The 19,301-nt window shown below is 57.1% G+C and carries 16 protein-coding genes and 1 riboswitch; of the genes, 13 read left to right on the forward strand and 3 right to left on the reverse strand.

All coding sequences use genetic code 11. The annotated features are described in order from the left end of the window. Nucleotides 1-54: 54 nt before the first annotated feature. The gene (gene mgtA, locus C7387_RS04200) at nt 55-2,787 is read right to left on the reverse strand and encodes a magnesium-translocating P-type ATPase (RefSeq protein ID WP_038256911.1); all 2,733 of its coding nucleotides are present in this window, start codon (nt 2,785-2,787) and stop codon (nt 55-57) included. 707 nt (nt 2,788-3,494) lie between these two features. On the opposite strand from mgtA, the gene ccmA reads away from it, so the two are divergent. The 13 genes from ccmA to eno all read left to right on the forward strand — a co-directional run bounded on the left by ccmA (nt 3,495) and on the right by eno (nt 16,461). Then, nucleotides 3,495-4,118 carry a cytochrome c biogenesis heme-transporting ATPase CcmA gene (gene ccmA / locus C7387_RS04205; RefSeq protein ID WP_120816140.1) on the forward strand — a complete coding sequence of 208 codons (624 nt, stop codon included), beginning with the start codon at nt 3,495-3,497 and terminating at the stop codon, nt 4,116-4,118. Continuing rightward, complete coding sequence (gene ccmB / locus C7387_RS04210) at nt 4,115-4,774, forward strand: heme exporter protein CcmB (protein ID WP_120816141.1); 660 nt, start codon at nt 4,115-4,117, stop codon at nt 4,772-4,774. The genes ccmA and ccmB overlap by 4 nt, the downstream gene beginning before the upstream one ends. A gap of 11 nt (nt 4,775-4,785) precedes the next feature. Continuing rightward, nucleotides 4,786-5,532 carry a heme ABC transporter permease gene (locus C7387_RS04215; RefSeq protein WP_006820365.1) on the forward strand — a complete coding sequence of 249 codons (747 nt, stop codon included), beginning with the start codon at nt 4,786-4,788 and terminating at the stop codon, nt 5,530-5,532. Continuing rightward, complete coding sequence (gene ccmD / locus C7387_RS04220; protein WP_120816142.1) at nt 5,529-5,741, forward strand: heme exporter protein CcmD; 213 nt, start codon at nt 5,529-5,531, stop codon at nt 5,739-5,741. The genes C7387_RS04215 and ccmD overlap by 4 nt, the downstream gene beginning before the upstream one ends. Then, nucleotides 5,738-6,199 (forward strand): cytochrome c maturation protein CcmE, encoded by a 462-nt coding sequence (gene ccmE / locus C7387_RS04225; protein WP_038256919.1) that lies wholly within the window; start codon nt 5,738-5,740, stop codon nt 6,197-6,199. Before ccmD ends, ccmE begins: the two co-directional genes overlap by 4 nt. Next, the gene (locus C7387_RS04230; RefSeq protein WP_038256921.1) at nt 6,196-8,151 is read left to right on the forward strand and encodes a heme lyase CcmF/NrfE family subunit; all 1,956 of its coding nucleotides are present in this window, start codon (nt 6,196-6,198) and stop codon (nt 8,149-8,151) included. Before ccmE ends, C7387_RS04230 begins: the two co-directional genes overlap by 4 nt. Beyond that, nucleotides 8,148-8,705, forward strand: coding sequence for a DsbE family thiol:disulfide interchange protein (locus C7387_RS04235; protein WP_120816143.1), 558 nt, complete (start codon nt 8,148-8,150; stop codon nt 8,703-8,705). Before C7387_RS04230 ends, C7387_RS04235 begins: the two co-directional genes overlap by 4 nt. Further along, nucleotides 8,702-9,160, forward strand: coding sequence for a cytochrome c-type biogenesis protein (locus C7387_RS04240; protein ID WP_006820360.1), 459 nt, complete (start codon nt 8,702-8,704; stop codon nt 9,158-9,160). Before C7387_RS04235 ends, C7387_RS04240 begins: the two co-directional genes overlap by 4 nt. Continuing rightward, on the forward strand, nt 9,157-10,023 hold the full coding sequence (gene ccmI, locus C7387_RS04245) for a c-type cytochrome biogenesis protein CcmI (RefSeq protein WP_120816144.1): 867 nt from the start codon (nt 9,157-9,159) through the stop codon (nt 10,021-10,023). Before C7387_RS04240 ends, ccmI begins: the two co-directional genes overlap by 4 nt. A 215-nt stretch (nt 10,024-10,238) precedes the next feature. Then, complete coding sequence (locus C7387_RS04250) at nt 10,239-11,402, forward strand: NapC/NirT family cytochrome c (RefSeq protein ID WP_006820358.1); 1,164 nt, start codon at nt 10,239-10,241, stop codon at nt 11,400-11,402. Nucleotides 11,403-11,410: 8 nt separating this feature from the next. Beyond that, nucleotides 11,411-13,933: a trimethylamine-N-oxide reductase TorA gene (gene torA / locus C7387_RS04255; RefSeq protein WP_006820357.1), complete on the forward strand. Its 2,523-nt coding sequence runs from the start codon at nt 11,411-11,413 to the stop codon at nt 13,931-13,933. Between the two features lie 103 nt (nt 13,934-14,036). Then, nucleotides 14,037-14,108, forward strand: a riboswitch (Fluoride riboswitch). A gap of 41 nt (nt 14,109-14,149) precedes the next feature. Beyond that, nucleotides 14,150-15,112 (forward strand): DHHA2 domain-containing protein, encoded by a 963-nt coding sequence (locus C7387_RS04260; RefSeq protein WP_120816145.1) that lies wholly within the window; start codon nt 14,150-14,152, stop codon nt 15,110-15,112. Nucleotides 15,113-15,174: 62 nt separating this feature from the next. Beyond that, nucleotides 15,175-16,461 carry a phosphopyruvate hydratase gene (eno, locus tag C7387_RS04265; protein WP_120816146.1) on the forward strand — a complete coding sequence of 429 codons (1,287 nt, stop codon included), beginning with the start codon at nt 15,175-15,177 and terminating at the stop codon, nt 16,459-16,461. Between the two features lie 40 nt (nt 16,462-16,501). On the opposite strand, the gene C7387_RS04270 is transcribed toward eno, so the two are convergent. Both C7387_RS04270 and C7387_RS04275 read right to left on the reverse strand, forming a co-directional pair. Then, nucleotides 16,502-17,830, reverse strand: a complete 1,329-nt coding sequence (locus C7387_RS04270) for an MFS transporter (protein ID WP_120816147.1) — start codon at nt 17,828-17,830, stop codon at nt 16,502-16,504. Between the two features lie 38 nt (nt 17,831-17,868). After that, a complete protein-coding gene (locus tag C7387_RS04275; RefSeq protein ID WP_120816148.1) occupies nt 17,869-19,122 on the reverse strand; it encodes an MASE1 domain-containing protein in 1,254 nt (417 codons plus the stop codon). Between the last annotated feature and the right edge of the window lie 179 nt (nt 19,123-19,301).

Raw genomic sequence — 19,301 nt, forward strand, 5'->3', positions numbered from 1 at the left:
AATCAAAAATATTACTGACATGAGTGGGTCGTTGGGATTCTGCATCGCGACCTCCTAGAACCATTGGCCAAAACGTTTGATGTAAAAGCGCTTCATTCCCTGAGCGACCAGGCAGTAGCAGAGCAGGGTACCCACCAGCCACGGGAAGTAGCTGAGCGGCAGCGGTACCAGACCCACCATCGTGCCGAGCGGCGAGAATGGAATGTAGATACCAATAGCCATGATGCAGAAGGTGGTCAGCAGCACCGGCAGCGTTGCGCGGCTCTGGATGAACGGGATCTTCTGCGTTCTCAGCATGTGCACCACCAGCGTCTGCGACAGCAGCCCTTCAATAAACCAGCCCGACTGGAACAGCGACTGCATTTCGGCGCTGTTCGCCGCAAAGACGTACCACATCAGCGCAAACGTGGTGATGTCGAAAATCGATGACGTCGGGCCAATCCACAGCATGAAGCGACCGATATTCTTCGCATCCCATTTACGCGGTTTGCGCAGGAACTCTTTGTCCATTTTGTCCCACGGCAGCGACAGCTGAGAGATGTCGTACATCAGGTTCTGGATCAGCAGATGAATCGCCAGCATCGGCAGGAACGGGATAAACGCGCTCGCAACCAGTACTGAGAAGACGTTGCCGAAGTTAGAACTGGCGGTCATGTTCAGGTACTTGATGATATTGCCGAAGGTTTCACGGCCTTTAATCACCCCTTCTTCCAGCACCATCAGGTCTTTTTCCAGCAGAATGATGTCGGAAGACTCCTTGGCGATATCCGCCGCACTGTCGACCGAGATCCCGACGTCGGCATCACGCAGCGCGGGCGCATCGTTAATACCATCGCCGAGGAAGCCCACCGTGTGGCCGTTTTTCTGCAGCATCTTCAGGATCCGCGATTTCTGCAGCGGGGTGAGTTTGGCAAACACCGAACGCACTTCCACTTCGCGGGCGAGCTCGGTATCGCTCAGGTTTTCAATCTGTGGGCCGGTGAGAATGCTGTGTGAATCAATCCCCACTTCATCACAGATCCGCGCGGTGACGACCGGGTTATCGCCGGTCAGCACCTTCACCGCAACGCCGTTATCACGCAGAGCGGTAATAGCTTTGCTGGCGCTCTCCTTCGGTGGATCGAGGAAGGTGAGCATCCCTTCGATAACCAGCCCTTTCTCGTCCTGCGCGTGCAGCGGCTGCAGCGGCGTTTCGCCGTCGAGCTTGCGGGTGGCGAGCAGCAGTACGCGGAAGCCCTGCTCATTGTACTGATGCGTGCGGGCAACCAGCGTGCAGCGGCGCATTTCATCCAGTTCGATGATGTTATTGCCATCGCGCATATGGGTGGCGACGGTCAGCATCTCCTCAACGGCCCCTTTGCAAATCAGCAGGCGCTCGCCCTGGCGGAAATCCTCCACCGCCACAGACACCCGACGACGGACAAAATCAAACGGCAGTTCGTCGAGCTTGCGGAAATGGCTCTGAACGACCGGGGAGATGCGGCCTTCACCGTAGCGCAGAATGGCTCTGTCCATCAGGTTGCGTGCACCGCTCTGGCTGTTGCTGTTGAGCCAGGCGAGGGTCAGTACCCGGTGATCCTCCACGCCGTTGCTGTTCAGATGATGCGCCAGAATAATGTTGTCCTGGGTCAGCGTACCGGTTTTGTCGGTGCACAGCACGTTCATCGCGCCAAAGTTCTGAATAGCGTTCAGGCGTTTAACGATGACTTTGCGACGCGACATCGCGATAGCACCCTTCGCGAGGTTAGAGCTCACGATCATCGGCAGCATTTCCGGGGTTAAACCCACGGCTACCGCCAGCGCAAACAAAGAGGCTTCCACCCAGTCGCCTTTGGTCAGGCCATTAATCAGCAGTACAATCGGCACCATCACCAGCATGAAGCGGATCAGGAGCCAGCTGACGCTGTTCACGCCGCGATCGAAGGCCGTTTGCGTGCGGGTACCGACGATAGATTTCGCGAGCGATCCAAACCAGGTACGACTACCGGTGGCGACCACCAGCGCACGGGCGGTGCCGCTGGTGACGTTGGTCCCCATCAGGCAGATATTACCCAGCTCCAGCAGATTCTTTGTGTTCGCATCGTCGCTAACCGACTGGCAGTCCTTGCCGCTGACGTTCGCCATCACGTCGTATTTTTCCACCGGTAGAGATTCGCCGCTGAGGATCGACTGGCTGACGAACAGATCTCGCGACTCCAGCAGACGGACGTCTGCGGGTACCAGATCGCCTGCGGAAAGCAGAATGACGTCGCCGGGGACCAGCTCTTCAATCGGGATCTCTTCGCGCACCGCCTGGCTTTCGGCCGGGCCGCGGCGCAGTACGGTGGCGGTCGTCCGGACCATCGATTTCAGCGCCTGCGCCGCTTTGTTAGTGCGAAACTCCTGCCAGAAGCGCAGCAGGCCGCTGAGGCTCACCATCACCACAATAATGGTGACTCCGGTGAGATCGGTTTCGTCACCGCTTTCGTGCGGCAGCCAGTAGTCGGTGAAGAAGCTGACCACGGCGAGCGCCATCAGCACATAGATAAAGGGATTATTAAAAGCCTGCAGCAGCTGAATAATAGCCGGTGGCGCCTTGTCGTGGGCAACCTGGTTCCGGCCATAGTCCTGCAGGCGTTCCATGGCCTCGAAGGTGGTTAAGCCTTCGTGGCTACTGTTCATGCGAGCCAGCGACTGTTCTGGCGTATGACGGGCCTCATTTTCGATCGGGAAACGGGTTTTGTGCTGCTTTTCGAGCTCAGCGCTGTGCAGCTTATTTTTGCGGTTTTCAATGTTGATGTCAGTCATAATAATATCCTCGCTCAGGACGTGACATACCCTGCATTAATTCATGCATAATATTTTTTATTATTTAATGGCGCTTATTACTTCAACCCTGAAATAAAGACAACGGGAGGCCGTAACCTGATTTATTCCGGTCTAAGAACCACAGGAATACACCAGATTTTTTTAAGCACGCCAGATTTTCTCGTCAGTGAAGACGATTAGCGTTTTTTCCGGGGTGGAGGGAATAATGTATTGGTAAACAGTAACATAACGACACCTCACGAAGTCAACTTCGCGTAACCTGTTTGTGGGGCAATCGTCAGTATGGAGAGATTGCTGCCCGCCGGATTTGGCAAGCAGCGGCAGGAATACGTCGCTTAGCTTGCCTTGTTAATAAATAAAGGGTGACTGTCCAACGTATGACTCCTGATATGAAAGTGAAAGTATTATAGCCAGGAAAATAAATAGATAAAGGAAAAAACACACTCTGGTGACAATTTGTTTAATATTGTTATGTCCTGTATTGCGGCATTCGTACGACAATAACGAGGTTAACCCATACTTTTGACGGACAAACTGCATCAATCTGCCGCGCCATCCTTGTGATCAATGTGTGGCAGATCATAAACAATTGATGATTTTCCACAAACCAGTCAACCCGTCTGTGTTCTTTCGCTATAGTATAAGCTCTTGAATGTATTGCGCGCGGTTACTGGATCGGTTCGCTAATGCTTGAAATAAAAAACATCGCCTGCCATCGGGATGAGAGAACTCTCTTCGAGCGCTTATCATTTTCTGTCCTGCCCGGGAACATGGTACAAATCGCCGGGGGTAATGGTGCCGGGAAAACATCGTTGCTGCATTTATTAACCGGGCTGTCGGCGCCGAACGAAGGGCAAATCTGCTGGCAGGGAAAATCGTTGCCCCGGATCCGCGAAGACTGGCAGCGTCAACTGTTGTGGATTGGCCATCAGCCAGGCATCAAAGGCGCGTTAACCGCGGACGAAAATTTACGTTTTTATCATCCTCAGGCCTCACTTGAAGCGCGCTGGCAGGCGCTGGAACAGGTGGGGCTGTTGGGATTCGAAGATCTCCCCACATCGCAACTTTCCGCCGGTCAGCAGCGGCGGGTTGCGCTGGCGCGTCTGTGGCTAAGCGAAGCCTGCTACTGGATCCTTGATGAGCCTTTCACCTCCCTGGATCCCGACGGTATCAGCACCCTGACTCTGCGCATGGAGCAGCACGTGGCGAAGGGGGGGGCGCTGATACTCACCACCCATCAGCCGCTGCGCCCGCTCTCGGTACCGCTTCGGACCGTGATGCTGCGTGAGTATGAGGCGGCGGAGGTATGATCGGGCAGATTTTCAGGCGCGACCTGCGCCTCGCGTTTCGCCATCTGGCGGAAGTGGTCAACCCGCTGTGGTTTTTTCTGATTATCGTCACTTTATTTCCCCTGGCTATTGGCCCGGAGCCGCAGCTCCTGCGGCAAATTGCGCCCGGTATCGTCTGGGTTGCGGCACTGCTGGCGTCGCTGCTGGCGATGGACAGGCTGTTTCGTGATGACTGGCAGGATGGCTCGCTCCAGCAAATGATGCTGATGCCGGTACCGTTATCAATGGTGGTGCTGGCGAAGGTGGCGGCGCACTGGATGGTCTCCGGGCTGCCGCTGCTGATTATCTCGCCGCTCATCGCCATGCTGTTTGGCCTTTCGGTTGATGAATGGCAGGTGCTGGCGCTGACCCTGCTGCTGGGAACGCCGACCCTGAGTTTTATCGGCGCTATTGGCGTGGGGCTAACCGTTGGCCTGCGGCGCGGTGGTGTCCTGCTGAGCCTGCTGGTGCTGCCGTTAACGATCCCGCTGCTTATCTTTGCTACCGGCGCGGTCAACGCGGCGCAGATGCAGCTGCCGATTGACGGTTATCTGGCGGTGCTCGGCGCGTTTCTGGCGGCAAGCGCCACTTTAAGCCCGTTCGCCACCGCGGCGGCATTACGTATCAGCGTGCAATAGAGGCGATAAACATGTGGAAAGCGTTACATCAACTGGCCATTCCTGAGCGCCTGTACGGTATCTGCGGCCGCTGCATAGCGCCTGCGGCATTGCTCAGCGCGCTGTTGCTGGTGGTGGGCTGTATATGGGGATTTGGCTATGCGCCCGCCGATTATCAGCAGGGCGAAAGCTATCGAATTATGTACCTGCACGTCCCGGCGGCTATCTGGTCGATGGGGATTTATGCCTCGATGGCGATAGCCGCGTTTATCGGCCTGGTCTGGCAGATGAAGATGGCGGAAAACGCGGTGATGGCGATGGCCTTACCCGGTGCGGTGTACACCTTTATCGCCCTGGTAACCGGCTCGGTGTGGGGAAAGCCGATGTGGGGGACCTGGTGGGTGTGGGATGCGCGCCTCACCTCGGAGCTGGTGCTGCTGTTTCTCTATGTCGGAGTGATTGCCCTGTATAACGCCTTCGATGACCGCCGCCTGGCCGGGCGCGCCGCCGGGCTGCTGGTGCTGGTGGGGGTGCTGAACCTGCCGATTATTCACTTCTCGGTGCAGTGGTGGAACACGCTGCATCAGGGTTCGACCAATATGCAGCAGACCATCGATCCCTCGATGCGTATGCCGCTGCGGCTGACGATTTTCGGCTTCCTGTTTCTGTTTATTACCCTGACCCTGATGCGGCTGCGCAACATTATTCTGCACCAGGAGCGCCGTCGCCCGTGGGTGGTGCTGCTGGCGAACGGAAAGAAAAAAGAGGTTAACTCATGACGAGTGCGTTTCACTCCTGGAGTGAATTCTGGCAAATGGGCGGTTATGCCTTTTATGTCTGGCTGGCGGTGGCGGTGACGGCGCTGTCGCTGGTGCTGCTGGTGTGGCATACCCGCTGGCAGCGGCGGACATTGCTGGCCGGGGTACGCCGCCAGCAGGCACGCGAACAGCGAGTTGCCGCCGCGCGGGTAAAAGGAGCATCACTGTGAATCCACGGCGTAAAACGCGTCTTTGGCTCGCCTGCGGCGTGCTGGCTGGACTGGGGTTGACCGTCGGGCTGGTGCTGTATGCGCTCAGTTCTAATATCGATCTGTTCTACACCCCCGGCGAGGTCATCTATGGTAAACGCGAGAACGGGCGTAAACCGGAGCCTGGTCAGCGGCTGCGGGTAGGGGGAATGGTCATGCCCGGCAGCGTGCAGCGTGACGCCAGAACGCTGGATGTGACCTTTAAACTGTACGATGCCCGTGGGGTGGTGGCGGTGAGCTACACCGGCATTCTGCCCGCGCTGTTCCGCGAAGGTCAGGGCGTTGTTGCCCAGGGGACGTTGCAGGACGGCACCCACATTCGCGCCAAAGAGGTGCTCGCCAAACACGATGAAAATTACACCCCGCCGGAGATAAAAGAGGCCATGCAGGATAATCACACCGAGGGCGCCCGCCAATGATCCCGGAGATCGGTCACTTTCTGTTATGCCTCGCGCTGGGCATCTCCTGCCTGCTGGGGCTGTACCCGGCATGGGGGGCCATGCGCGACGATCGGCGGATGATGGCGCTGGCAAAACCGCTGGCCTGCGCCATGTTTGCCGCCATCTTCGGTTCGTTTTTGATTCTGGTGTATGCCTTCGTGGTCAACGATTTCACCGTCCAGTACGTGGTCAGCAACTCGAACACGCTGCTGCCGGTCTGGTATCGGGTGGCGGCAACCTGGGGCGCGCATGAAGGTTCGTTGCTGCTGTGGGTGCTGCTGATGAGCGGCTGGACCTTCGCGGTGGCGGCGCTGAGCCGCAACATCCCGCTGGAAGCCTCCTCAAGGGTGCTGGCGGTGATGGGCATGATCTCCTTTTGCTTCCTGGCGTTTATCCTGCTCACCTCCAACCCGTTCGTACGCACGCTGCCGGATTTCCCGATTGAAGGTCGAGATCTCAACCCAATGCTGCAGGATATCGGGCTTATCTTCCATCCGCCGATGCTGTATATGGGCTACGTGGGCTTCTCTGTCGCCTTTGCGTTTGCGATCGCCTCGCTGATGACCGGGCGGCTGGACAGCGCCTGGGCGCGCTGGTCACGCCCGTGGACGCTGGCGGCGTGGAGTTTTCTCACCGTCGGCATCGTGCTCGGATCCGCGTGGGCTTACTACGAGCTGGGCTGGGGCGGCTGGTGGTTCTGGGATCCGGTGGAGAACGCCTCGCTGATGCCGTGGCTGGCGGGCACGGCGCTGATACACTCGCTGTCGGTGACTGAAAAGCGCGGCAGCTTCAAGTCGTGGACCGTACTGCTGGCGATCCTCGCGTTTTCGCTGTGCCTGCTCGGCACCTTCCTCGTGCGGTCCGGGGTGCTGATTTCGGTGCACTCCTTCGCTTCCGACCCGACGCGCGGCATGTTCATTCTCGCACTGCTGGTGATAACCATCGGCGGCTCGCTACTGCTGTTTGCCCTCAAGGGCGGTAAGGTGCGATCGCGGGTGCAGCACGAACTGTGGTCGCGGGAGTCGCTGCTGCTGGGTAACAACATTCTGCTGGTGGCGGCCATGCTGGTGGTGCTGCTCGGTACGCTGCTGCCGCTGGTGCATAAACTGCTCGGCCTGGGCAGCATCTCTATCGGCGAACCGTTCTTTAACTCCATGTTTATTGCGCTGATGATCCCGTTCGCGTTGCTGCTGGGTATCGGGCCGCTGGTGCGCTGGCGGCGCGATGAGTTCCATAAGCTGCGTAAACGGCTGCTGATTGCCGCCGGCGTATCGGTGGTGCTGGCGGTCGTCCTGCCATGGCTGCTCCAGGACAGTATTAAGGCGATGACCGTACTCGGGCTCCTGATGTCGTTATGGGCGCTGGTACTGACGGTGATGGAAGTGGTGGAGCGGGCGACCGATCGCCACACGTTCTGGCGCGGGCTCACGCGTCTTGGCCGCAGCCACTGGGGAATGGTGGCCGGGCACGTTGGGCTGGTGGTGACGGTCATTGGCATTGCCTTCAGCCAGAACTACAGCATCGAGCGCGATGTGCGCATGAAACCGGGTGATAGCGTCGATATTCACCAGTATCACTTCGTTTTCCGTGACGTTCATGACATTACCGGCCCCAACTATATGGGCGGGGCAGGGATTATTGAGGTGACGAAAGCAGGGAAGCACGTCAGCACCCTGCGTGCCGAGAAGCGTATTTACATGAGCAGCCGGATGGAGATGACCGAAGCGGCTATCGACGGCGGCCTGGCGCGGGATCTGTACGCGGCGCTGGGAGAAGAGCTGGATGACGGTAGCTGGGCGGTGCGTCTGTACTATAAACCTTTCGTCCGCTGGATCTGGTTTGGCGGGATGCTGATGGCGCTGGGGGGCGTGCTGTGCATCCTCGACCCACGCTACCGTTTACGTAAATCGCTGCCGGAGGGTGCTCAATGAACCGCAAAGTGTTATTCCTGCCGCTGGTGATTTTTCTGCTGCTGGCGGCGGCGCTGATGTGGCAGCTGCTGCGCAACAACGACGGCGATGATCCGAGCATGCTGGAGTCGGCCCTGATTGGCAAACCGCTGCCGCCGTTTCGCCTGGCATCGCTGGAGCAGCCCGACCAGATGCTTGATAACGCGACGCTTATCAATGGTAAACCGTTGCTGATTAACGTCTGGGCCACCTGGTGCCCAACCTGCCGCGCTGAACATCAGTATCTGCGAAGTCTTGCGGCTGACGGTATCCGCATCGTTGGTATCAATTACAAAGATGACCGCCAGAAGGCGGTGACCTGGCTAAAAACGCTTGGCAACCCTTACGTGCAGAACGTGTTTGATGGCGACGGGATGTTCGGGCTCGATCTCGGCGTCTATGGCGCGCCGGAAACCTTCCTCATCGACGGAAAAGGCATTATTCGCTACCGCCACGCGGGGGACGTCAACGCCCGGGTCTGGCAGCAGGAAATCCAGCCGCTATGGGATAAATACAGCAAGGAGGGCGGCGCATGAGGGTTGTGCTAATGATGCTGCTGGCGGGGATGCTGTCGTTTCAGGCGCTGGCGGCGATTGATACTTATGCGTTTAAAAATGAGGCGCAGGAGCAGCAGTTTCGCCAACTGACCGGACAGCTGCGCTGCCCGAAATGCCAGAACAACAGCATCGCCGATTCTAATTCGATGATTGCCGCCGACATGCGCAAAAAGGTGTGGCAGCTTATGCAGGAAGGCCAGAGTAATCAGCAGATTATCGATTACATGGTGGCGCGCTACGGGAACTTCGTCACCTACGAACCGCCGGTTACGCCGTCGACGATTATTCTCTGGCTGCTGCCGTCGTTATTCGTGCTGGGGGGCGTGGCGGTGGTGATACGCCTGAGCCGTCGTCCGCGCAAGACTGCGCTGACCCCGCAGGAGCAGGCGCGCCTGCAACGCCTGCTGGATGAAAATAAAAGGACGCCAAAATGATGGCCGCTTTCATCGTCATGTTCGTTCTGCTGCTGGCGACAGTAGGGCTGCTGTTCTATCCCTGGTCCGGCAGGCAGCGCGTCGACCGAAATACCATGAACCATATGATCTACCGTGTGCGGATGCAGGAGCTCGGCGAGGATCTGTCGGCAATTGATGAAACGCAGCAGCAGAAGCTGGTAGATGAACTACGTCTTAACCTGTTGGAAGATTTGCCCGAATCGGCAGAAACCGCTGGTAAACGCGGTGGGGTTTGGGTGTATATTCTCGGAGCGGCCACTCTTACCCTGCTAACGGTAGGGGTATTTGTGCGCACCGGGTCGGTAACCCGGGTGATGGAGTGGCAGCAGGTGGTTGAGCAGACCCCACAGCTGGTGCAGCGGGTGATGGACTCACAGGGCAAGCCGCTCTCACGTGAAGAGCTGTTCCGTCTGGCGCTGGGGCTGCGGACCCGCCTGCAGCAGTATCCGCAAAATACGGTGAGCTGGATAATGCTGGGGCGCCTGCAGATGGTGCTGAACAATCCTGGTGAGGCGCTGCAGGCGTTTGATAAAGCCAGGGGATTAGCGCCGCAAAACCCAGAAGCGCAGCTGGGATATGTGGAAGCGCTGCTTCATTCCAGCGATCCGAACGATAACCGTGAGGCGCAGCAGCTGCTCGATTCGCTGCTGAAAACCAATCACGACGATGTGCGGGTGCTGAGCCTGGTGGCGTTTAACGCCTTTGAGCATCAGCACTATGACAAAGCGATCGGCGCCTGGCAGTTAATGCTGCAATTGTTACCCGCAGACGACCCGCAGCGGATCATTCTGCTTCGTAGCATTGAGCAGGCGAAAAAAGAACAAGCCGCTACACTGAAATAAGTTCATTGGCCCTCAGGGCCAATGATTTCTTTTTGAGAATTTAACGTACCGTCATTATCGGCGGGTAACACCGTATTATCCGCCGATGACGCCGGGTATTCGCGAAATTTATTGATTCAGAAGGTGACTGTTATCGTTATAAATATATTTATATAGCGATGGCGGTCTGGCAGGGATTATTGCGTCTTATATACCGATAAGGGTTGAATAATAAAATGAGCAAGCTTTCACTGGAACGTTCTGGCAGGCGAAAAATTATATTCATTGCGCTGCTGGCGGGCATCATCCTTGGCGTGGTGCTACTGGCGGGGACTTTCACCATTATGCACAAAACCAGCGATACTGCATTTTGTGTTTCCTGCCACACCATGCAGCAACCGCTGGCGGAATATCAGGGCAGCGTCCACTTTCAGAATGATAAAGGTATTCGTGCCGAATGCGCGGACTGTCATGTTCCCCATCAGCCCGTCGATTATATGCTGACCAAAATCGGTGCACTAAAAGATGTGTGGGGGGAAATGACCGGCAAGATTAATACACCGGAAAAATATGAGGCGCATAAGCTGGCGATGGCCCAGAGCGTATGGGCAGATTTGAAAAAGAATGATTCGGCGACCTGCCGCTCCTGCCATAACTACAACGCGATGGATATTCTGGCGCAAACCCCGGAAGCCCGTAAGCAGCACCCGGTGGCTATCAAAGAGGGGCAAACCTGTATTGACTGCCACAAAGGCGTCGCCCACATCCTGCCAAACATGAGCGGCCTGGCGGCGGCCGGTGCCAGTGAACTGGCAAATGCTGCGGCGAAGACCCCGGCATCTGCCACCACTCTCTACACCATTCAGACCCAGCCGTTCTGGCTCTCCGACAAGGCCGGCGATCATAACGACGGCAACCTGATGGCCTCAACGGAAGTCAAAGTAGTTAAACGCGAAGGCGACATGGTGCAGGCCGACGTGCAGGGCTGGCAGCAGGATGGTGTGACCGAAGCCTTCTATGCCGCGCGCGGCAAACGCATTATGAGCGCCTTGCTTGGCGAAGAGGCACGTAAAAATCTGAAGGTTAACAGCACCGTCACCGACGACGAGACCAAACAGGTCTGGCACGAGGTGAGTCTCCAGGTCTGGCTACCGGCGAAAAACCTGATTGGCGATCAGCAAAAAATCTGGAGTTACGCTTCCGATCTGATGGCCAACAACTGTACCGGCTGCCACGGTCTGACCGAGCTCAACCGCTTTAACGCCAACCAGTGGATCGGGGTGGTGAAAGGGATGTCGGGCCGTACTTCACTGACCCAGGAACAGGTGCGCCTGCTGACGCAATACGTACAAAAACATGCCAGCGACATGCCTGCCGCTGCCGGACAGACCCAACAATAAGGAGAGCCATGATGAAGAAGAATAACGAAACCCGCATGGCTGCTGTCAATGAGCAATCCGCTCTGAATGTCACCCGCCGCCGTTTTCTGGCGGGGGCCGGGGCGTTACTGGCGGCACCTGTACTGGCTGGGCTGTGGCCGCGTTCGGCGCTGGCGGAAGCCATCAGTCAGGCATTGCCACAGTTTGTGGCTCTGCGCCAGGCGGAAAGCGGGATCCTCACCGGCGCCCACTGGGGGGCGTTCGAGGCCATCGTCCGCGAGGGCAAAATGGTGGATGTGCGGCCGATAAAAGACGATCCGTATCCGAACGAACTGATAACGATGGCGCCGCATCAGGTTCATGCGCCCAACCGTATCAAATACCCGATGGTGCGTAAAAGCTGGCTGGAGGGTGGGGCGAAGGACAGTAAACCGGAGCTACGCGGGCGCGATGAATGGGTGCGGGTGAGCTGGGACAAGGCCATGCACCTGGTGGCGGCGGAAATCAGCCGTCTGCAAAAAGAGCACGGCCCGTCGTCGATTTATGCCGGTTCTTACGGCTGGAAGAGCGTCGGGATGTTCCACAACCCGCGCACGTTGCTCCAGCGCATGATGAACCTTGCGGGCGGCTTTGTTGGCTACTCCGGCGACTACTCAACCGGGGCCGCGCAGGTGATTATGCCGCACGTGGTCGGTTCGGTTGAAGTGTATGAGCAGCAGACCGCGTGGCCGAACGTTATCGAAAACACCCAACTGGTGGTGATGATTGGCTGCAACCCGATGATCACGTTGAAAAACAGCTGGAACCTGCCCGATCACGTCAGCCAGACCGGCTTTGAGGCGCTGAAGAAAAAAGGCACGCGGATGGTCTGTATCGATCCTGTGCATAGCGACAGCGCCCGCGAGCTGGGCGCCGAGTGGATCAGTCCGCACAGCTATACCGACTGTGCGCTGATGGCGGGGATCGCCCATACGCTGTTGACCGAGAAGCTGCACAACACCGATTTCCTGAAAACCTACACCGTCGGCTTTGATAAGTTTGCGGAATATCTGACCGGCAAGGATGATGGCGTGGTGAAAGACGCGGCCTGGGCGGCGGATATCAGCGGCGTGGATGCAGCGGTTATCCAGCAGCTGGCGCGGGATATGGCGAAAAACCGCACCATGATCATGGGTGGCTGGGGTATTCAGCGCCAGCACCACGGCGAGCAGGCGCACTGGATGATGGTTACCCTGGCCTCGATGCTCGGGCAGATTGGTTTACCCGGTGGTGGCTTCGGCTTCAGCTATCACTACTCGTCCGGCGGCAGCCCAACGGCGCGCGGTGGTATCCTTGCCGGGATTTCGGCAGGCAGCCCGACGTCGCCCGCAGCCAAAACGATCGCTCCGTTCCCGGTGGCGCGTATCGCCGATGTGCTGGCAAATCCAGGAAAAACCATCGACTACAACGGTACTAAAGTCACCTACCCGGACATCAAAATGGTCTACGTGGCGGGGGGCAACACCTTCCACCAGCATCAGGACACCAACAACCTGGTGAAAGCCTGGCAAAGCCCGGAAACGGTGGTGGTCAACGAACCCTATTGGACGGCGACGGCGAAGCATGCCGATATTGTGCTGCCGGTGACCACCACCTATGAGCGCAACGACATGGACATGGGCGGCGACTATTCGCAGCTGTATGTTTTCCCGCTGCATCAGTGCGTGCCGCCGCAGCATGAAGCGAAAAACGACTTCGACGTTTTTGCCGGTATTTCGGAGATCCTCGGCGTTCACGATGCATTCACCGAGGGCAAGGATGAGATGCTGTGGCTGAAGGGCATGTACGACGAGATGAAAACTCAGGCGCGTAACGCCCGGGTGGCGCTGCCGCCGTTCGACATGTTCTGGGCATCGAATAACTATATTCGTTTCCCGATCCCGGAAGAGAATAAACAGTGGGTACGCTTCGCTGATTTTCGTGAAAACCCGCTGCTTAATCCGCTGGGGACGCCGTCGGGTAAAATAGAGATCTACTCGGACGCGATTGCCAAAATGCAATACGACGACTGTAAGGCGATCCCCACCTGGATGCCACCGCACGAGTGGTATCGCGGGCCGGAGGCGGAGAAGTATCCGCTGTCGCTCAACACCGGACACCCGATCAACCGTCTGCACTCGCAGCTTGATAACACGCCGCTGCGTAAGAAGTATGCCGTGGCGGACAGAGAGGCCATCTGGGTGCATCCGAAAGATGCCAGCGCGCGCGGTATTAATAACGGTGACCTGGTGCGGGCGTTTAACGAGCGCGGGCAGATCCTCGTGGGTGCGGTCGTCACCGACCACGTGCGTGAAGGGGTCGTGCGCATCAGCGAGGGGGCATGGTTCGACCCGGCCGAACCGTCACAGCCCGGCTCGCTGTGTAAGAACGGCAACGTTAACTGCCTGACCTTTGACGTTGGCTCCTCGAGCCTGGCGCAGGGAAACTGCGGGCAGATGAGCCAGCTGCAGATCGAAAAATACACCGGACCGGTGCTGCAAAATACCGCCCACGATGTGCCCGTCGGGGCATAATTCCGGGCGCTGAAAACGAAAAATCCACGCAACGGCGTGGATTTTTTATTGCCAGGCGCGGGAAAAGCGGGTGTTGATTTCTCGCCGTGGTTCCTTTAGGCTTACTCTACAAGGTGATGGTGTTCCACCTTTCCCAACCGCCGGCATTCAGCCGGATGATGACGCCTGATATACAACGTTTATTTTGCCTTCAGGGCATGTATGTCAGGTATCGTTATGAAAAATCAAACTACTTTTTCCGCTATTTCTTCAGCGCTTTCCGGTGAAAGCGACGACGTCATTCGTGTTTTTGGGCACCTCAACCCGGACAGCGACAGCATCTGTAGCGCCCTTGTGGTCGCAGACTGGCTTAATGCCACCGGAAGAGCGGCACGTCCTTATCGCCTGGGGGATTTAACGCCGGAAACCCGCTATATCCTCAACGCCGCAGGGGCGCCACAGCCCGCTCTGTTGACAGAACCGCTGACAGATAAAAAAGTCTGGCTGGTGGATTTCACCGACGTCGAGCAGGGGCCTTCCACGCTCGCCCAGAGCGACGTGGTGGGCATCATTGATCACCACCGTATCGGCACCTTAATCACCAAAAATCCACCAGACTGCTGGATCCGCGCGGTAGGATGCTGCGCCACGATTGTCCTGTCTCTGCTGATGGCAGACAGCCGGGTGGTGCTCAGCACCGCACAAGCCACGCTGCTGCTGGGGGCTATTCTTAGTGATACGGTAGTACTCACCAGCCCCACCACCACGCCTCAGGACAGACAGGCCGTTGCTACGCTGCGCGACAGTATTGGTCAGGATTACGACACTTTCGTCAGCGGCCTTCTGCGGGCGAAAACGTCGCTGCAGGGGCAATCAGCTGCGCAACTGCTACACCGCGATGCCAAGCAGTACCGGATCCACGGCGTCTCCCTCCTGTTGTCACAACTCGAACTGCGCGATATGGCTGATGTTGCCCCCTGTTTGCCAGCGTTGCTGCAGGAGGCCGAACAGACCCGGCAAGCCACTGGCCTTGATATGGTGGTGCTGATGTTGACTGATATTACCCACCGTAACTCCACGCTCTATTTCTCTGAAAACCATTTTATTGAAACCAGCAAGATCTCACTGCTGGGAATGACCAGTCGCAAGAAGGACATTCTGCCGTGGCTGACCGACTGCTTAGCCGTGCAACCGGGGTGAGGCAACACGCCGCATCTATTCCTGTCTCCACATTTTCCCGTTAACTAAAGAAGGGTACTTCCATGAGCTATGAAATTAACCGCGTATTCGCAAGAGAGATTCTCGATTCACGAGGAAACCCGACCGTTGAGGTGGAAGTCTCGGTTCAGGGGGGCATGACAGCCAGAGCATCGGTTCCTTCCGGGGCCAGCACCGGTTCGCGCGAGGCTGTTGAACTTCGCGATGGTGATACGCAGCGCTTCGGGGGCAAAGGCGTGCTGAAGGCGATTGAGAATATCAATACCGGGATCAACACGGCCCTGTGTGGTATCGATGTTCGCCAGCAGAAGGCTATCGATAATTGTCTGATTGCCCTTGATGGGACGGAAAACAAAGGGCGTCTTGGCGCTAATGCCATCCTTGGCGTCTCTCTTGCGGTGGCGCGGCTGGCGGCGCAGCTTTCTGACCTGCCGCTTTATCGTTACCTGGGCGGGGTGGGGGCAAATCTTCTGCCGGTGCCTTGCATGAATATTATCAACGGTGGCGTTCATGCCCGCTGGCAGGGTGCTGACTTCCAGGAGTATATGATTGCCCCGTGGGGAGCGTCCTCCGTTCGTGAGGCGATCCGCTGGGGAAGTGAGGTTTATCAGGCTTTACGTCAGGTGTTGCTGGCGAAAGACTTATCTACCGGCGTCGGTGATGAAGGTGGCTTTGCACCAAAGGTGAGCTCGAACCGTCAGCCACTGGAGCTGATTGTTGAGGCGATTCAACGTGCGGGATACACCCCGGGGGAGGATATTGTTATCTGCATTGATCCGGCCTCCAGTGAATTTTACTCCAACGGAAAATACCACCTGCACAGCGAAAGCGTTCAGCTTAGCGCCGAAGAGATGACCCGCTATTATGAGCAACTGGTTAATGAATTCCCGGTAGTGCTGATTGAAGACGGTCTCGCGGAGGATGACTGGGCGGGCTGGAAAATTCTCAGCGACGTTCTGGGCAAAAAGGTGGAGCTGGTTGGTGATGATCTGTTTGTGACCAACGTGAAGTACATTCAGCGAGGGATTGATGAGCATCTCGCCAACGCAGCGCTGATTAAACTTAACCAGATAGGGACGCTGAGCGAGACGATTGCAGCGGTACAGCTCTGCCACGACAATGGCTGGGGGGCGTTTATCTCGCATCGCAGCGGCGAAACGGTAGACAGCTTTATCGCTGATATGACGGTGGGTTTACGCGCCGGTCACCTCAAAACCGGAGCGCCGAGCCGGGGCGAGAGGATTGAAAAGTACAATCAGCTGATGCGTATCGAAGATGAACTTGGTGAAGCCGCCGTATTCGCGGGTAAATCAGCGTTTAACATGCGCTAGCCCCGGGAAGGCCTCCCCACAGCCGGTGGGGAGGTTTTGCCTACGACTTCCTGGCGCTCTGGCGTTCACGCCATTTGCCGGAGAGCCGCTGATACCAGGGTTCAGGTACCGGGTCAACAATGCTGCGCAGCGCCCGGGCGTAGTCCATCACCAGCCCTGGCGTCCAGGCCATAGACAGCGCCCGTTTACGCACCTGGGCGGCAATCCACAGTTCAGGCATGAACAGCGTTCGCAGGGTGGCACGCAGGTTCTTGCTCTGCTCCGAAAGCACACCATCCAGCGAGGCCTCTAACGCATACGCGACGCTGCTTGAGCAGTTGCGGTAGGTCAGATTGTAGGTGGTAGTCATCCGGTAGCCCTGCCAGTAACGCAGCAACGCCATCCCGTTGTACTGATGGAAGTGGATCTTGCGGTCAGACTCACACCAGTTTGCCGCTTCGGTGGCGTAGTCCGGCTGGAAAACCCCCGGCACGTTATTATCCTGGGTCGCTTTCAGGATATTGAGAAACTCGGAAGGCGAGCGGTCAATATCGGCTGCCGGATACAGACTGATGTAAACATCCGGAGGCAGCTCAAGCGCAGCATGTCCGGTAGAAATGACGCCATCGGTGTCGACCGCCGCGATGTAGCGGTTGATAACCGGGCGGGGGATCGGTGACGTATTGGCGGTGCCCTCCGGGGTCCAGATATGCACCGTCAATGGTCCACTGAAATCAGTACACCCTTCCTCAAACTGACTGTCGCGCGAAGCCGGGCGTTTTTTGAGATCAAACTGCAGATCGGAAGGGGCCAGCAGTTCGAATATCGACAATCCCTCCCTGACACGTCTCGCCCGGAGCGCCAGTCGCACCGTATTGATGCCGCTAATCAACATCAGCGTGCCCAGAAAAACCGGCACCGTGGCTTTGTAGTGCGTCGGGTACGGGCTGAACATAAAGAACGCAAACAGAATTTGCGCAATGCCGCTCAGGATCGCGTTTTTCCACAGCGGATACCTGACCACCCACGCGGAGGAGATCACGAACAGGCCGATAACGAAGAAGGCAAAACCAAACACAATGGCCAGCAGCAGGTTGCTGTAGGGCTTATCCGAGAGGATAAGGATCGCCACGAAGCAAAAGATCCCCCCCTTGAAGTAGAGTACGGCTTTTTGCGCACCGACGCCGCCGGAGGCGATGCTCAGCGTGACCAGACTTTCAAGCAGCAGCAGGGCACCGAAGGCACGCAAAGGGAACCAGGTCACGCCGTCTAATCCGTCGATAAAAATACTTACGCCGAGCACGCCCCACAACATCCCGATAACCATCAGGTATTTTGCTTTATCTCGTATAAATTCGACGCCGAATAACAAAAGAACAATCTGGATCACGGGCTTTCGCCTCCTGGAACGGGTAATCGAATTTCTACTTAGAGCGCAAGGTGGAACCGGCTGGCCTGCCAGTTACCAACAATAATATCTTCACCGTCGGCGACCATATGCATACTGCTCCGGTCGACCAGCGTCACCCATTGGCCATCGGACACCTGAATACGAAAAATCAATGCCGCGTGTTGGTCGTGCGAGGCAGAAAGCCAGTGTGTGCGCAGTTTATCGCGGTCGCGCGGGTGTACACGTTGCAGCACGTCATCAACGCGGTGTAATTCGCCTGGCTGCATATTGCCCGGCAGCGCCGACAGCGTGTTTTCCCACAGAATTTCGCCTGAGGCAGGAGCCAGACGATAGAACACGCCATTCCCGCTCGCGTCACGGTTGCGGGTTAAACGTCGCACCACGCGGATGAAGACGACCAGCAGCGCGGCGGCGGAAAGGTAGCTTAATGCCAGCAGTAAGGATTCGGTGTAGGCGAGGCTTTTCAGGAAGAACGGCCCTTTATGCTGATCGGTATAGTAAATCACGATAGCGCCAAGGGTCAGCAGCGCGGCGGAACCGCCGAGGCTGCCCCAGAAGAGAGAAAGCAACATCACCGCAGCAATAGGCAAACAGGCTAAGCCAAAATAGAGCGCGGTAGCGTGTTTTGCCACCCAGGGGAGCTCATGGCCAAAAATAATCCCTGCAATTGCACACAGCGCCAGCCAGAGGACAAAGCCAATGCATTTTGACATAACGCTGTTCGCGGCAAATCGTTCCTGCTGGTTGAGAAAGCCCATCACAATGGGGGCTGCAAAGAAAATACCCGTGACATCGGCAATAAAGCCGTGCCAGAAGAGGCCGAGCGGTGTCAGACCCTGCGCCACCGCGTAGCCGCTGCCCACAATCAGAGAATCAAGCGCGCTGATGGCAAGCGTGGCGACTATCCACACCAGGATGATATGCAGATCGTCGTGCATACGTGCAAAACGGCGTACCGTCCAGGCGATAGCCACCGTCGAAGGGATCGACAGAAACGCATATAACAAGGAGAGTGCAAAGGTGAGCGGCGTATCCCACTGCTCATCCAGCAGCGCGGTTGCCAGCGTGAAGATAATGATAAGCGCCGGGTAATCACGCCACCGTGCGCTCATAAAAGCGGCAACCGCTACGCCTGCCGGAAACCAGATAATCGCAATCGAAGACGTCGGATCATCAAACTTGAGCGAGGGTAATCCGGCTAAATAAAAAACCAGCCCCCAAAGCAGGAGGATGAATGACTGCTGAAGCCACGTGGGAAATAGCGCTTTCATTGCCGTGTCATAACTCCTGATTGGCACACGCGCGGCGCTGGCGCCGCATCTGAATTGAGTATGGGAATAGTATTAATGCTAACAATCATTGGCTGAAAAACAAAGCGGCGAGGGAAATGCGGGCATCTCCGGGCCGTTGTATTTAGGTTGAGACTCTGAAACTTGCGACTTGTATAATA

The organism is Yokenella regensburgei (genome assembly GCF_003634235.1).
GTDB lineage: Bacteria > Pseudomonadota > Gammaproteobacteria > Enterobacterales > Enterobacteriaceae > Yokenella > Yokenella regensburgei.